18 protein-coding genes and 2 riboswitches are annotated in these 14,425 nt (G+C 68.0%); of the genes, 4 read left to right on the top strand and 14 right to left on the bottom strand.

Annotated elements, in window-relative coordinates; translation table 11 throughout:
• The 8 genes from QZS21_RS10665 to QZS21_RS10630 form a co-directional block, all read right to left on the bottom strand.
• Positions 1–235, bottom strand: a 235-nt coding sequence (locus QZS21_RS10665) for an S-layer homology domain-containing protein (protein ID WP_295583204.1), incomplete at its 3' end; no start/stop codon positions are given.
• A gap of 255 nt (positions 236–490) precedes the next feature.
• Complete coding sequence (locus QZS21_RS10660; RefSeq protein ID WP_295583202.1) at positions 491–1,771, bottom strand: type IV toxin-antitoxin system AbiEi family antitoxin domain-containing protein; 1,281 nt, start codon at positions 1,769–1,771, stop codon at positions 491–493.
• Positions 1,772–1,862: 91 nt separating this feature from the next.
• A complete protein-coding gene (locus QZS21_RS10655; protein WP_295583199.1) occupies positions 1,863–2,189 on the bottom strand; it encodes a hypothetical protein in 327 nt (108 codons plus the stop codon).
• A 158-nt stretch (positions 2,190–2,347) separates the two neighbouring features.
• Entirely contained in the window at positions 2,348–2,938 is a 591-nt protein-coding gene (locus QZS21_RS10650) for a hypothetical protein (protein ID WP_295583197.1), read from the bottom strand.
• 173 nt (positions 2,939–3,111) lie between these two features.
• Positions 3,112–3,678, bottom strand: coding sequence for an ECF transporter S component (locus QZS21_RS10645; protein WP_295583195.1), 567 nt, complete (start codon positions 3,676–3,678; stop codon positions 3,112–3,114).
• A 113-nt stretch (positions 3,679–3,791) separates the two neighbouring features.
• The gene (locus tag QZS21_RS10640) at positions 3,792–4,199 is read right to left on the bottom strand and encodes a DUF3842 family protein (protein ID WP_295583193.1); all 408 of its coding nucleotides are present in this window, start codon (positions 4,197–4,199) and stop codon (positions 3,792–3,794) included.
• A complete protein-coding gene (locus tag QZS21_RS10635; RefSeq protein ID WP_295583191.1) occupies positions 4,196–5,275 on the bottom strand; it encodes a hypothetical protein in 1,080 nt (359 codons plus the stop codon). Before QZS21_RS10635 ends, QZS21_RS10640 begins: the two co-directional genes overlap by 4 nt.
• A 12-nt stretch (positions 5,276–5,287) precedes the next feature.
• Positions 5,288–5,491, bottom strand: a complete 204-nt coding sequence (locus tag QZS21_RS10630; protein ID WP_295583189.1) for a hypothetical protein — start codon at positions 5,489–5,491, stop codon at positions 5,288–5,290.
• A 37-nt stretch (positions 5,492–5,528) separates the two neighbouring features.
• Between QZS21_RS10630 and QZS21_RS10625 the strand changes: the two genes are divergently transcribed.
• Positions 5,529–5,693 (top strand): hypothetical protein, encoded by a 165-nt coding sequence (locus tag QZS21_RS10625; RefSeq protein WP_295583187.1) that lies wholly within the window; start codon positions 5,529–5,531, stop codon positions 5,691–5,693.
• An 87-nt stretch (positions 5,694–5,780) separates the two neighbouring features.
• Positions 5,781–6,611, top strand: a complete 831-nt coding sequence (locus QZS21_RS10620; protein ID WP_295583185.1) for a deoxyribonuclease IV — start codon at positions 5,781–5,783, stop codon at positions 6,609–6,611.
• 36 nt (positions 6,612–6,647) lie between these two features.
• Here the strand turns inward: QZS21_RS10620 and QZS21_RS10615 are convergent, their stop codons facing one another.
• The 3 genes from QZS21_RS10615 to thiW form a co-directional block, all read right to left on the bottom strand.
• Complete coding sequence (locus tag QZS21_RS10615) at positions 6,648–7,808, bottom strand: stage II sporulation protein P (protein ID WP_295583183.1); 1,161 nt, start codon at positions 7,806–7,808, stop codon at positions 6,648–6,650.
• A gap of 120 nt (positions 7,809–7,928) precedes the next feature.
• Positions 7,929–8,732, bottom strand: coding sequence for a hydroxyethylthiazole kinase (gene thiM / locus QZS21_RS10610; protein ID WP_295583181.1), 804 nt, complete (start codon positions 8,730–8,732; stop codon positions 7,929–7,931).
• A gap of 19 nt (positions 8,733–8,751) precedes the next feature.
• On the bottom strand, positions 8,752–9,288 hold the full coding sequence (thiW, locus tag QZS21_RS10605) for an energy coupling factor transporter S component ThiW (RefSeq protein WP_366557615.1): 537 nt from the start codon (positions 9,286–9,288) through the stop codon (positions 8,752–8,754).
• Positions 9,289–9,561: 273 nt separating this feature from the next.
• A riboswitch (TPP riboswitch) is annotated at positions 9,562–9,663 on the bottom strand.
• Between the two features lie 118 nt (positions 9,664–9,781).
• On the opposite strand from thiW, the gene QZS21_RS10600 reads away from it, so the two are divergent.
• Positions 9,782–10,015 (top strand): hypothetical protein, encoded by a 234-nt coding sequence (locus QZS21_RS10600; protein ID WP_295583177.1) that lies wholly within the window; start codon positions 9,782–9,784, stop codon positions 10,013–10,015.
• Positions 10,016–10,111: 96 nt separating this feature from the next.
• Here the strand turns inward: QZS21_RS10600 and QZS21_RS10595 are convergent, their stop codons facing one another.
• From QZS21_RS10595 to QZS21_RS10585, 3 genes are read right to left on the bottom strand one after another with little or no spacing between them, the layout of a single operon-like run.
• A complete protein-coding gene (locus tag QZS21_RS10595; RefSeq protein WP_295583175.1) occupies positions 10,112–11,419 on the bottom strand; it encodes a cytochrome c biogenesis protein CcdA in 1,308 nt (435 codons plus the stop codon).
• Between the two features lie 26 nt (positions 11,420–11,445).
• Entirely contained in the window at positions 11,446–12,813 is a 1,368-nt protein-coding gene (locus QZS21_RS10590) for an FAD-dependent oxidoreductase (RefSeq protein ID WP_295583173.1), read from the bottom strand.
• Positions 12,800–13,252, bottom strand: coding sequence for an Rrf2 family transcriptional regulator (locus QZS21_RS10585; RefSeq protein ID WP_295583171.1), 453 nt, complete (start codon positions 13,250–13,252; stop codon positions 12,800–12,802). The genes QZS21_RS10590 and QZS21_RS10585 overlap by 14 nt, the downstream gene beginning before the upstream one ends.
• A gap of 222 nt (positions 13,253–13,474) precedes the next feature.
• Positions 13,475–13,582, top strand: a riboswitch (TPP riboswitch).
• Positions 13,583–13,635: 53 nt separating this feature from the next.
• Between QZS21_RS10585 and thiE the strand changes: the two genes are divergently transcribed.
• Positions 13,636–14,277 (top strand): thiamine phosphate synthase, encoded by a 642-nt coding sequence (gene thiE, locus QZS21_RS10580; protein WP_295583169.1) that lies wholly within the window; start codon positions 13,636–13,638, stop codon positions 14,275–14,277.
• The last annotated feature ends 148 nt before the right edge of the window (positions 14,278–14,425 follow it).

The following is a 14,425-nucleotide window of genomic DNA, read 5'->3' as shown; positions in this document are numbered from 1 at the left end:
TGGGGCCCAGCAGCAGGTTGCAGATGATCTTGGCAGCCGCGCCGCGGGTCAGGGTGCCGGTGGGATTGAAGGAACCGTCTTTGTAGCCATCGACGATCTTCAGATCGGACACCACGTCAACAGCTTCTTCATACTGAATCTTGCTGTCGTCCGTGAAGTCCTTGGCGCCGGCGCTGATCGTGACCAGAGACATGGTCATCACCAGAGCCAGAACCAGAGAAAGGAACTTCTTCATGGGTGGGTTTCCTCCTTGTAAGATATTGCAAAACGCGCCGACCTTCTCCACCGTCCCGGATGTCCGGTATCGGGGGCTAGCCAACCCCGTTTCCTCGGGCCGACAGGGAAGGGCCCGGCGCTTTTTGCAAGGTCAATGTACGATAAAAACGTAGGCATTGCAATGGTTTCGGCCGCCTTTTAACGGAACTGAAAACCGGCGCACAATCCCACTTGCCGCTTTGTCCGGAAAAGATAACCAACGGCTTTTTGCCCCCTATTCCGCCTTTCGGGCGGGGGGCGGCGGCAGCAGGTATTTCTGCCCGTGCTGGACCAGTGTCCCCGCCGCCACCATTCTCTTTAGAATCAAGGTACACTGCTTGGGCTGAACGTGGAGCAGGGCCGCAATGTCCTGGCGGTAGGCGAAGCCCGCCCGCTCCAGATAGGCCAGAATGGCGGCGGGCTGCTCCTCCGGCGGCACCACGGTGCCCGCCAGGTAGTACTTGCCCCCCACCCGCACCAGCTTCCCCTGCTCCGTCAGGCGGCGGAGCCGGGCGTAGGCGGCGGTCCGGGACAGGCCCAGCAGGGCCATGGCGTCCCCCCGGGAGACGGCCCCCGCCTCCACCACCCGGTCCAGCAGCGCGGTGTCCCCGGCCTCCCGGCCCTCGTCCCGCCTGAGGTCCATCAGCCGCACGTGCTCCATGCCGCCCCGGATGAGGGCCGAGCGGGTCAGGCGGGACAGCCGGGGCAGGTCCACCGGCTTTTGGGAGTGCTCCGTCAGCAGCACGTGAGGGTCCCCGCCGGGATTGCGGCGGGCCTTCACATCCTGGAGCAGCCGCCGCACCGCGTTGGTCAGGGGCACCTCCCGCCCGGGCAGGCGGATGCTGTCCCGCCCGAAGTCCACCTGGTCCCAGGTGAGGGCGGCGATCTCCCGGGCCTGAAGGCCCATCTGCCACGCCAGCCACAGCGCCAGGCCCGCCGGGGAGTCCCGCTCCGCCTGGAGGACCTTCCACAGCTTGAATTCGTCCACCTGCCCGCCCTCGGGCCGGGGCGGCGGCGCCGCGGGCCTGTCCGCCACAAACCGGGCGAAGCGGGCCTGGAGGGCGGTCACCTCCACGCCGCTGATCCGGGCCACGGTGGACCAGTCCTTGTCCGCCAGCTGGCGGATGATCCAGTCGTGGCGCAAGTCCATCAGCCGCACGTCCCGCTGACCGCCCCGGTCCAGGGCCTTCCGGGCCAGCCGGGAGATGGACTCCGGCTGCATCCGGTCCCCGAACCGCTCCGACACCAGGACATAGGGCGCGTCGGTCTCCCGGCGCTCCCACAGCCGCCACAGCCAGGGTCGCAGCTCCGGCGACAGGGGCACCATCCGGTCCGGCAGCTCCAGCCGCTCGTCCAAAAAGGAGACCTGCTCCCACCGCAGTCCGGCGATCTCGTCCCGGGACAGCCCCGCCAGCCACGCCAGGCGGAGGATGACCCCCTCCGGCCCTGATTGTTCCCGCTCCAGCATCCGGCGCATGGCGCCCTCCTCCGGCCGGTTCACCACATATTCCCGCACGGCGCACCCCTTTCCTCTGCCCCCACAAGGTTACGATTGCAAGACAAACCTGGCGGATTTTTGGAAAAATCCGCCAGGTTTGCATGTTGGTTCAGCATTCGTTTTTCAGGCGCGACGCCACGGGTACCATCTGCACCCCCGTCAGATCCCAGCAGCCGTGGGAGGTGATGAGCCCGCCGGTGAGACGCCCGTCCTTCACGGTGAAGATGGCGTCGTAGGGCTCCTTGTTTACCGGGGAGCGCAGCGCGCCGCAGATCAGGTATTTGCCCTGCTCCAGCACCCGTCCGGAAAAGCCGTTCCGGTGACCCAGCAGCCGGAGATAGCCGGAGACCGCCTGGGTATCCTCCTGCAGCATCAGCTCCCCGGTCCGGGGCCCCAGCTGGCTTTGCAGAATCACCTCGTACGTAACCTTTTTCACAACATCACTCCTGTTTCCGCACATGATATCACGGTCCCAGTTGGCAAAAAACGGTCACCTAGGCAAAATATGTCGGTTTTTAGACAAAAATCGACAAAGTGTCAAAAAAAGAAGGGCGGGAGAATCTCCCGCCCTTCCCGCCGTATATCATTTTCGCCCTATGCCCTCTGCCACCGGTCCGGCCGCTGCCAGGCGGCGCCCAGCACCGCCTGCCTCGCCCAGGCCTCCAGCATGGCGCACAGGGTCTCCGGCGGCTGCTCCAAATCGCCGCAGATCCACGCCTCCAGCAGCGCCAGCAGCACCATCGTCCCGCACTGCACGTGCACCTCCCGCTCCGGGGAGGGCTGGGCCTGTCCCTGGCGCTCCCCGTAATAGGCCAGGGCCTTCTCCATCAGCCCCTCCACCGCGCCGCCCAGCACTTGGCGGATGCCCGCGTGGCCCCGGCTTTTCCAGAGGGCCAGGTAGTAGGCCTGGTCCTCCTCCGTGTGGCGCAGCAGGTCCCACAGCGCCTGCTGCAGCGTCAGGCAGCCGTCCTGCCGCCGCGCCAGCAGCTCCCGCTCCTGGCGGACGGACCAGTCGAAGAGGTCGTAGACATCTGTAAAGTGGTAGTAAAAGGACTGGCGGCGGATCCCGCAGAGGTCCGTCAGCTCCCGGACCCGGATCTGGTCCAGGGGCTTTTTCCGCAGCAGCTCTTTCAGCGCGTCGTTCAACCGGTACCGGGTCCGTCTCTCCTGCATCTCTATGGGCATATTCCTTCCTCCTTCTCCGGCGGCCGGCATGGGGGCTTGCCTGGGCCCGCGGTTCCTTTTCTTTAGCATACCTCCCATCTTTTGCTTCCGTCAAGCATCGGTGCATATTGGCGGAAAAAGGCCCGTGTTCCGCAGAACACGGGCCTTTTCAGCGGATTTTTGCCCCAGGGCGGTCACTTCTCCAGGAAACCGGTCCGCTGCAGCGCCATTACCAGCACGGGAATCAGCAGAATATGGACGAGGATGCCGGGCACGGCGTTGACGAAGGCCCCGGCCAGAAAGGCCGCCCAGGTGAAGGCCGCGCCGGTGACGCCGGAGAGCACCGCCTGGACCACGCCCCAGACCACCCGGCCCGCCAGCATGGCGCCCACCAGGGATACGTAGAGGTTGACGGTCCGCTTGGGCAGGTGCCGGTACAGCAGGCCCGACACCGCGCCGTAGGTGGCCAGCTCAAAGCACATGGCAAGGCCCGTGGGGAAGATGGGGGGCATGCCGAACAGGACGAAGCGCAGCGGCGGCGCTACGGCGCCCACCGCCAGGGCCCACCAGGGCCCGCACAAAAAGCCCGCCAGCAGCACGGGGATGTGCATGGGGCTGAGGGCGCTGCCGATCTGGGGAATCTGGCCCGTCAGGAAGGGCAGGACCAGGCACAGGGCCAGGCAGGCCCCGGCGGACACCAGCCGGAACGCCAGGCGCTTTCTGGAGGTCCAGGCCGCCGCGGCGGCAGGGGATGAAGACATGATACGTTCTCCCTTTCATGTTGGTTTGCCGTCTTGAACGGGAGCCGCGCCTTCGGCGGCGCGATTTCGGATGCGGAGGACGGGGGGACAGCGCCCGGCTTGGCCGGGCGGAGTTACACGCAGAGGGAGCGGAGCAGCTCCACCGCCTCGTCCATCAGACGGGACAGGGAGAGGGCCTGGGTGCCCGCCACCAGGTTGTTGCAGTGGTTCACCGGCAGCAGCAGCTTCTTCGCGCCGCTCTGCCCGATGGCCAGGGCCATGGTGGGGGTGATCTCCCCCATGAGGGAGTCGGCGGCCAGGATGCCAATGGGGCCCACGATGACGTCCGCCGTGCGGCAGGCCACCAGCACCGGGTTCTCCCCGGTGGCGCCGGCGTCCGCCCCCGCCTTCAGCATGGCGGCGGTGGCGATGGCGTTGGTGCCCACGGCGTCGATCTCGCAGGGGAGGCCGGCGGCCTTGGCCCGCTCAATGAAGAGCTGGCCCATCCGGCCGCTCTGCCCGTCAATGACCACAGCCCTCATGGCTCCACCTCCAAAATCAAATCACAGCGGCCCATGGGGTCCAGGGCCTGAAAATAGGCCTGCTCCAGCGGAATCCACCGGGCGAAGAACTGGGCCTGGGCCTCCGGCGTGTTGCGCCGCCGGATGCGGGCACGCTGCAATGCCGGGTCGATCCGCAAAAACGCGGCCAGGTCGTAGGCCTCCGCCAGGGCGGGGTGCAGGCTGTACGCCCCCTCCACAATGGACAGCGCCTTGGGCGCCGCCGCCACCGGAGGGGCCAAACACTGCCTCTGGCAGTCGTAGGGGCGGTAAATCACCGGCAGGCCCCGACGGAGGGGCTGGAGGACCTCCGCCGAAAACCGCTCCCGGTCCACGTTGCCGCCGGGCTCCGCGTACCGCTCCGGCGTCCGCTGCTCCGGCCGGAGGAAAAAGTCGTCCATGTGGAACACGTTGCAGTCGTAAAGCCGGGCCAGCAGGGCCGCCAGAGTGGTCTTTCCGCTGGCGCTGCCGCCCTCCAGCGCCGCCGTTACCCGGGGCTTTTCAGCAAGCTGCCGGTCCAGGGCCGCCAGCAGCGGCAGAATCCACACGTACTCCCGCCGGATCACCCGGTAGGCCGGGGCATAGGCCCGGCGGAACGCCTCCGAGTGGCGGCAGGCCGGGAAGCCCTCCCGGCGGAAGGTCTCCACCGCCGGGGCCAGCTCCTCCCACGGCCAGGGCAGCCGCCCCGCCCGGGCCAGCTCCTCCAGCACCTCCAGCTTCTCCGCAAGCGCCTCCCCGGTCCCCGCCGGCGCCTCCGCCGACAGGGCGAACAGGCGGAACAGCGTCCGGGGCGAGAGGCCGCTCTCCTTCAAAAAGGCCAGGTGCAGCCGGCAGTAGGGCCCATCCAGCGGCTCCGCCGCCTCCGCCTCCAGAGCGGCGCAGCCGGCCAGCTCCGCCTGGATGCGCGCCACTCCCGCCGCCTCCCCGGAGACGAGGTGGCCGCAGCCCAGAACGCTCTGGTGCAGCGCCTTCAGCAGGTCCTGGGGCCGCAGCGCCGGATACCGGCGGCACTGGTCCAGCAGATATGCAGTTGTCTCCCGGCGGCGGTCCATGGGCACCCTCTTCTCCTGTCAAAATCCGCTTTGCTTTGGTATCATACCACGAAAGCCGCCCGCCAGGCAAGGCCCGCCGGGGAAAAGCCGCAAAAAAATCCCGGAATCGGGGTTTTCCAACCCAGACCCCCTCGCTTTTGCAATTTTTTTGTATTTTCCAGGTCCATCGACAAATTCGGACAGGAAACGTCCCTGATTTTGTGTATGATACAGATATTCCATTCAACATCTTGTGCCCATTTCAGAAAGGAAGAGCGATATGAACACCATTTCCAAGGAATACCTCCTTCTCTTCAACGCCATCACCGACGCGGAGGCGGCTCTGAACCAGCTGCGCCAGCAGTTTATTGCCGTGCAGCAGCAGGCGGAGGAGCTGTTTCTTGCCGGGGAGGAGGCCGCCTCCCAGCACGACGCCGCCGGCTGATCCGGCGCCTGTTGCATTTGCCCGGGACAGCGGCGGCCGACTGTGGTATACTAAAATAATTAATTTTTAAAACCGCAGGAGGCCGCCATGCTGCACATCGGATGCCATCTGTCCTCCTCCAAGGGCTTTGCCGCCATGGGGCGGCAGGCCCTGGAGCTGGGGGCGGACACCTTTCAGTTTTTCACCCGCAACCCCCGGGGGAGCCGGGCCAAGGCCCTGGACGCCGCCGACGTCCAGGCCCTGGCGGGGCTGCTGGCGGAGCACCGCTTCGCCCCCGTCATCGCCCACGCCCCCTACACGCTGAACCTCTGCGGCGCAGAGGCGCACAACCGCGCCTTCGCCCGGGAGACCATGGCGGACGACCTCCGGCGCATGGAATTTCTGCCGGGCCAGTACTACAACTTCCACCCCGGCAGCCACGTGGGCCAGGGGGCGGAGGCCGGGGCGGCCCACATCGCCGCCGCGCTGAACGAGATCCTCCGCCCGGAACAGACCACCACCGTCCTGCTGGAGACCATGGCGGGGAAGGGCAGCGAGGTGGGCGGCCGGTTTGAGGAGCTGCGGGAGATTTTGGACCGGGTGGCGCTGGGGGAGAAGCTGGGGGTATGCCTGGACACCTGCCACGTCTCCGACGCCGGGTACGACCTGGTCCACGACCTGGACGGGGTGCTGACGGAATTCGACCGGGTGATCGGCCTGGACCGCCTGAAGGCGGTCCACCTCAACGACAGCAAGAATCCCCCCGGCAGCCGCAAGGACCGCCACGCGTGCATCGGGGAGGGCTGCATCGGCACGGAGGCCCTGGCCCGGGTGGTGCGCCACCCGGCGCTGCGGCACCTGCCCTTCTGCCTGGAGACGCCCAACGAGCTGCCGGGCTACGCCCGGGAGATCGCCCTGCTGCGGGCGCTGGCGGAATAGAAACAGGGACGGAGCCCTCGGGGCTCCGTCCCTGTTTTACTTGCTTCTGGCCTGTAGTATCTCCGCCATCCGCTCCGCGAAGAGGCGGCCCGCCAGCAGGGCCTCCTCCGGGGAGTTGCCGGCGGCCCCCACCTCCACCAGCAGCGAGCCGGTGGTGGCGTGCTGGTTGTACCGGGAGTTGCGCAGCAGGATGGGCCGCATCAGCGTGGGGTAGTCCGTCAGGATGTTCTCCTGAAGAGCCACCGCCAGCCGCAGGTTCTCCATCCAGTCCGGGTGGGTGAGGCCGCTGCCGTCGCTGCCCACCACCAGCGTCATCTGGGCGGCGGTGCCCACGCCCTCCACCGCGGAGACCACCTTGTACTGGTTGCCCTGGCCGTCCTCAATGGCGTCCCGGTGGACGTCCAGAATGAAGTGGATGGAGGGGTACTGGGCCAAATAGCTCTGAATAGCCGCCAGAGAGCGGTCGTAGGCCCCGGTGTAGGAGGGGTAGTCGTACAGCGTCCGGTCGTGGAGGACGGGGATGCCCGCGTCCCCCAGCACCGACGCAATCTCGTCCCCCACCCGCACCACGTTGTACCGGGCGTCGGTGGTGCGGTGGTCGCCGGACCAGACGATGCCCTCGGCGTCTGCCGGGGTGTAGGACTCGCTGCCGTGGGTGTGGAGAATCAGCACCTGGGGGCCCTCCCCCGTCAGCACGGCGGAAAAGGGCTGCTGCAGCTCCTGCACCAGAAGCTGGTGGTCCGTGGAGTTGCTGATGTAGCTGCGGCTGCAGACGGTGTAGCCAGTGGGGTCCGTGGGCACCAGAGTCCGGGCGGGCACGCCGTTGTCCGGGGCGCCGGGGGCGTCCAGGGGCGTCTCCTCCACCGGCACGGTGACGGTCTCTTCCTCCTCCGCCGGGGCGGCGGGGGGCTCCGCCTCCTTCTTGGACCACAGCTCCGCCACCGCCGGGCGGGCCGCCAGCAGCAGGGGGGCCTCCCCGATGGCCAGGGCCGCAGCGGGGGACAGGGTGTCCCGGGTCCACAGGTCCCCCAGCTCCCATTGCAGGGCCCGGAGGGGGGAGGAGTCCCGCAGGGCCGCCAGCGCGGATGCGGCGGTGTCGCTGCCGGCGGTGACGCCCACCGCCCAGAGAGTCCCCGCGGCCAGCACAACGGCCTCCAGGCGCCGCAGCAGCCCGGTGGGAACGCGTGGCTTTTTCATATGTTTCACCTCTGGGACAACCTTATGCGGCGGCGGCGGGGGATATGCCTCCCGGCGGCCACTCTCTCCCAGGCAAACAAGCACCGGGCAGGGTCACCTGCCCGGTGCTTTGGAACGCCGTCAGAGCATCCGCATGTCCGCCTCCGCGGCGAAGGCCCCGGCGGTCATGCCGTACGCCTCGTCCAGCAGCGCCGTCCGAAAGCTCCCCGGCCCCCGGACCCCGGGGGCGGCCTCCGCCCGGCGGGCGCAGGCCTTCCAGAAGGCGGAGGCCAGAACCGCCGCCTCCAGGGGGGAGGGCGTCACGGCGGCAAAGGCCCCGCAGAGGACGGAAAGCATGCACCCGGTGCCGGTGACGGCGGCCATCAGCGAACTGCCGCCGCCGGTCCTCCAGACGGCGGCGCCGTCGGTGATGAGGTCCTCCGGCCCGGACAGCAGCACGGTGGTCCGGCGGCGCCGGGCCAATTCCACAGCCGCGGAGCGCCGCTCCGCCTCCGGGGCGGGCTCGGGGCTGTCCACCCCCCGCTCCCGGCGCTCCCCGGACAGCAGCGCCCGGGCCTCCCCCAGGTTCACCCGCAGAACGGAGGGGGTGAACATGTGCAGCAGGGCCTGGACGCTCTGCAGCCGCCGGCGGCTGGACCCCACCCCCACCGGGTCCAGCACCACCGGCCGGCCCAGGGCGGCGGCCTCCTGGCCGCAGAGGAGGCACAGCCGGTACTTCTCCTCGTCCGGCGTGCCGGTGTTGAGCACCGTGGCGTCCGCGGCGGCGGTGACGGCGGCGGCCTCCTCCGTCCACTGGGCCATCATGGGGCTGGCCCCCACCGCCAGGGCCAGGTTGGCGCAGTCGTTGGCGGAGACGATGTTGCTGACGCAGTGGACCAGCGGGCGCTGCCGCCGCAGGGCGTCCAGACGGGTGCAGTCGATCATGGCGTAACCTCTCTCAGCCTCAGTGTTCCATGGTGGCGTGCAGGGACTTGAAGGCGCCGCTGCGCTGCATGGCAAACACCAGCGCCCCCGCCAGGATGGATCCGGCCACCGTGGAGATCAAAAAGGGCACCACGTAGGCATACAGCGTGGCGGGAGTCTGGCCCATCAGGGCCACGGCGATGGGGTAGGCCGCAAAGCCGCCCACCACGCCGGTGCCCACCACCTCCGCCGCCAGGGTGGCGGGCAGGTTTTTGGCCTTCCAGTACACCAGGCCGCACAGCAGGGCGCCGCACATGCTGCCCGGGAAGGCCAGCAGGCTCCCCACCCCCAGGAGATTGCGCAGGAGGCTGGCCACAAAGGCCACGGCCACGCCGTACCAGGGCCCCAGGAACACGGCGCACAAAATGTTCACCATGTGCTGCACCGGGGCGCACTTGCTGCCCAGCACCGGGAAGGTGACGAACATGCTGCCCACCACCGCCACGGCGCACAGAAGGCCCGCCAGGGCCAGTCTCTTCACAGAATGATTTCGCATCAAAAACAACTCCTTTGACATCGGTCGAATACGCAGGGAGAAAACGGCAAAGCAGCGGCGTCTTCCCCTTGCACGGCAAGGTACAGGCGGAGACCCGCCTGTGCAGAAGCTCTCGGTCGAGGCTCACTGGCCTCCTCTCACGCCGGAACACGGCTTCCCATCGCTGCGTCTGCGGCCCGGACCCAGGGCGCTCCCCCTCGGCCCGCTCCCGGCTGCCCGGGGCGCCCTCGTTTTCCCAATCCCTCCCGTCCAAAGAAGTCAAAAAACAGCGGGCACCCGATGGGATGCCCGCCGTCCGTGCGCTTGATGACTTCCTACGGTGGCATGATCCACATCAGGTAAAAGGGTCGAAGCCTGGCTTCCTCTCAGCCCCGAGGGGCTCCCCTGTCTTTTCGGGTGTATTATGGCATGTTCCGGCGGCCTTGTCAAGAGGCGGCCGGAAGACGCCGCCGGGTTGTGGACCGCTCTCCCATGTGCTGTCACGGAGGCACATGGAACATGCAGGAGGTGCACCATGAAAAAGCTGATTTTGGAAATCGCCGTCATGGCGACAGGCGCCCTGGGCGCGATTGCGATTCTGGTCTCCACCGTTCTCTCCCCGCTTCAGCCGTGGATCTATAACGGGATCAGCGGCTGGTACGGCTGTCTTCTGGGAATAGAGCTGGCGGCCCCCTTTGCCGTCTCCCTGGCCGCTGTGGCCGCCGGACTGGCGGTTGCGGTGCGGGACGCCTTCGATCCCAGGGACTGAGCGGGGGCCCCGGCCATCCGTTGGGGCAAGGCGCGGACCGCAGACAACGCGCCCCGGGGCCGGTGGCCCCGGGGCGCTTTTTGCGGTCAGGCGCTCTCAGCCCTCCCGCTGGCCGGTCATGGTCTGCTGCACGATGCTCTCCATCATGTCGCCGCTCAGGGCGCTGACCACATAGCCGAAGACGTTTCCATCGGCGTCAATCATGAAGGTGGTGGGGAAGGCGGAGACGCCGTAGGTCCCGAACACCTCGCCGGTGGTGTCCATCACCACGGGGAAGGTGTAGCCGTTGTCCGTGAGGAACTGCTCCACCTCCGGCTGGGTTTTGTCCTGGTTGAAGGGGTAGTCCTCCGACTTGGGGTTTGCCACCCCTAGCACCACCAGATCCTCCTCGTTTCCGCCGTACCGCTCGTAGAGGGCCTGGATCTCCGGCATCTCCCGCTGGCAGGGGCCGCACCAGGTGGCCCAGAAGTTGAGAAACACCGTCTTTCCCTGGTAGTCGGACAGGGTGTGGGTCTCCCCGTTCTGGTCGGTGAGGGTGAAGTCCGGGGCGGGAATCTCCGGAATCTGCTCATCATCCCCGTCGGCGGCGTCTCCGCCGGAGGGGTCCTCCGTCCCGCCCTGGGACGGGGCGGGGTCCGTCTCCCTCTGGGCGGAGGAGACCGTCCCGCCGCCGGGGGCGGCGGAGAGGTAGCTGGTGATGCCGTTCATGAAGCCGGTGAGGGTCATCACACCCATGAGAATCAGCAGCACCGCTCCGATCTTCACCGTGTAGCGCACCACGCTCTGGTGCCGCCGGAAGAAGCCCAGCACCCCGCCGGTGAACAGCCCCACCGCCAGGAAGGGCACCACAAAGCCCAGGGTGTAGACGCCGATGAGCAGAAAGCCCGCGCCGGAGCTGCCCGCGGAGGAGGCCATGAGCAGCACGCTGCCCAGGGTGGGTCCCACGCAGGGGGTCCAGGCAAAACTGAAGGTGAAGCCCAGCACCAGGGCGGTCACCGGGTTCATGGCCCATTTGTCCAGGCGGAAGGGCAGGCGGTGCTCCCGGGACAGCGCCCCGGAGGGGCCGAACACCCCCAATTGGTACAGGCCGAACAGAATCATGATCCCGCCGCTGATCCGGGCGAACCACAGCCGGTTATCGCTGAAAAACCGGCCCAGGGCGGTGAAGCCGAAGCCCAGGAGGAAGAAGGTGAAGCTGACCCCGATCACGAAAAACAGGGTGTGCAGCAGCACTCTGCCCCTGGGGTAGCGGATGGTGCCGTCCTCTCCCGCCTCCCCGGCGCCGCCCGCCAGGTAGCTGACGTACAGCGGCACCAGGGGCAGCACGCAGGGGGAGAAGAAGCTGAGCAGCCCCTGAACAAACACGGTGAGGGCCGGAACGCCGGCCGCAAGGGAAAATCCCATAAACAGTTCCTTTCCGAGAGCGTCTCTTACTTTAGGTTGGCGAACAGGTCGTTGAAGGCCTCGCTCATGGTGGGGTGGGTGTAGACGGCGTCCCGCAGCGCGGTGTAGGGCAGCCCCCCGTCCATGGCCAGCTTCACCAGGTTGATCATCTCATGGGACTCGGCGCAGAACAGGTGGGCCCCCAGGATGCGGCCGGTATCGCCGTCCACCACGGCCTTCAGCAGTCCGGCGGGGCGGCGCAGCACCTGGGCCTTGGGGACGGCCCCGGCGCTCAGGCGGGCCACCCGCACCGCATAGCCCTGGTCCCGGGCCTCCTGCTCCGTCAGCCCCACCCGGGACAGCGGCGGGTCCAGGAAGACGCTGTACGGCACCGCGCCCCGGTTCTCCGTGGTGCGGGAGCCGTCGCCCAAGAGCTGGGATTTGACGATCCGGCTGTCGTCCAGGGAGATGTAGGTGAATTGCAGCCCCCCGGCCACGTCGCCCATGGCCCAGATGTGGGGGACCGAGGTCCGCAGGTGTTCATCCACCTGGACGGCGCCCCGGGCGGTGAGGGCCACGCCCGCCGCCTCCAAATGCAGCCCGGCCACGTTGGGCCGCCGGCCTGTGGCGGCCAAAACCGCGTCCGCCGCCAGCGTCTCCTCCCCGTCGGGGGTCTGGAGGAGGAGCTCTGCGCAGCCTCCGGCGTCCTGAATCCGCTGGGTCTTCGTGCCGGAGAGCACCCGGACGCCCCGGGCGCGCAGGCTCTCCAGCACGGCGGCGGCCATCTCCCGGTCCTCCCGGGGCAGGAAAACGGCGCCGTCCTGGATCATGGTCACCTCCGCGCCGAAGTTGGCGTAGTAGGAGGCGAACTCCAGCCCGATGTAGCCGCCGCCGATGACCGCCAGCCGGGCAGGCAGCCGGTCCCGCTCCATCAGCGACTCGCTAGTGTAGACGCAGGCGCTGTCCGCCAGCCCCGGAATAGGGGGCAGGAAGGGCCTGGCCCCGGTGTTGAGGAAGATGCGCTCCCCCCGGAGCTCCTCCTCGCCGCCCTCCCCCCGCAGGGCGATGCGGTGGCTGTCCAGGAAGGAGGCCTCGCCCACCAGGACGTCCACGCCGGCGGACACCGCCTTGTCGTAGTTCTTCTGGCGCAGCATGGCGGTGAGGCGGCGCTTCTCCTCCACCGCCGCCCGGTAGCGCTCCGCCCGGGCCGCGAAGTCCCCGCCCTGGACCGCGGAGAGGCGGGCGCTGTGCTCCAGGGACTTGGTGGGGATGCAGGCCACGTTGATGCAGGTGCCGCCGAACATCCGGGCCGAGCGCTCCACCAGGGCCACACTCTGTCCCGCCGCCGCCAGGGCCCCCGCCAGAGTCTTGCCCCCCTTGCCGAAGCCGATCACGATGTTGTCATACTGTTTCATTTGATATCCTTCCTTTCAACGCCGCCTGATGGTGAAAAATTTGTTCGTCCAGGTCCGCAATGCTGATCTCCGACAGCCGCTGCCGGCACCGCCGGTCCAGATCCGCGAAAACGCCGTCCATCAAATCCGCCATGCCGGAGGCCACCAGGCAGGCCATGTCGGTGTCCCCGCTGCGCCAGGCCGCCTCCACAAACCGGATGTCCAGGGCATCGGCCACCTGGTCCAGCGTCAGCCGGGCCGGGTCCCCGGAAAAGCGGTAGCCGCCGACGCTGCCCTCCTTGGTGTCCACCATGCCCGCCTTTTTCAGGGCGGCCATGATCTTCCGCACCCGGGCGGGATTGGTGCAGATGTTCTCCGCCAGCTCCTCGCTGGACAGCATGCAGCCCTTGTGGTTGAGATACACCAGCGCGTGGACCGCCACGCAGAATGCGCTGTTCATGGGCCTTCCTCCCCGTGTTCGCCTCGCGTCCGCCAGGCGGCGCGATTGTAATTCGGCTGGTTACAGTTCGTACTGTAACAATATCAGATACATTTCATTCTGTCAAGGCCTTTCTAAACTTTTTTGCCGCTTCCACGGCGCGCCCGCCGCCCAAGGGGCCCCCTCCGGCGAAAAAACGCAAAAGAGCGCTTGCAAAATTCGCCGAAGGGGCGTATGATAGGCAAAACAAAAAAGGGGAGTCCGCTGGCGCGGGCTGAGAGGAGGCCGCAAGACCTCGACCCGGAACCTGATTTGGATCATGCCAACGTAGGGAGATAGGATGCTTTGCCGCAGACGAACCGACTTTGGTGCCGTCTGCGGTCATTTTTTATAGGGGGTACACCATGCACATCACATCTCAGCAGATGCGGCTCTACGCCGTGACGGACCGGACCTGGGCGGCGGACGAGGCGGCCCTGTTCCGCCAGATTCAAGCGGCGGTGGACGGAGGCGCCACCTTGGTCCAGCTCCGGGAAAAGCATTTGCCGGACGGGGAGTTTCTGGCGGAGGCGGTGCGGTTTGCGGCCCTGTGCCGGGAGGCGGGCTGCCTGAGCATCATCAATGACCGGGCGGACATTGCGGCCGCCGCCGGGGCCGACGGCGTCCACGTGGGCCAGGAGGACCTGGAGGCTGGACAGGCCCGGGCCCTGCTGGGGCCGGAGAAACTTCTGGGCGTCTCCGCCCACACCGTGGAGGAGGCCCTCCGGGCCCAGGCGGCGGGGGCGGACTACCTGGGGGTGGGGGCGGCCTTCGCCTCCGGCACCAAGGCAGATGCCCGCCCCATCTCCCGGGAGACCCTCCGGGCCATCACTGCCGCGGTGGCCATCCCGGTGGTGGCCATCGGCGGCATCACCCGGGAGAACATCCGGGAGCTGAAGGGCTGCGGCCTGGACGGCGTGGCGGTGGTCTCCGCCCTGTTTGCCCAGGCGGACGTGCGCGCCGCCGCCGCAGAGCTGCGGGCCCTGGCGGAGGAGATCGCCGGGTGAGGGTTCGGGCCGCCCTCTGCGGCCCGGGCAGGACGCCGGCGGACGCTCCGTCCATCCGAAACCAGGGCCTGGCCCGGCAAAGCAACCAGGCGCCGGAGGCCCCGGCCCCGGAGCGGATGGCGGGGGAGCGGCCGGGCCTGGGGCGGTA

Origin of the sequence: uncultured Oscillibacter sp. (genome assembly GCF_900544955.1) — a bacterium.
Lineage (GTDB): Bacteria > Bacillota > Clostridia > Oscillospirales > Oscillospiraceae > Oscillibacter.
The sequence above is the reverse complement of the archived record's forward strand: the minus strand, read 5'-3'. Positions and strand labels throughout refer to the sequence as shown.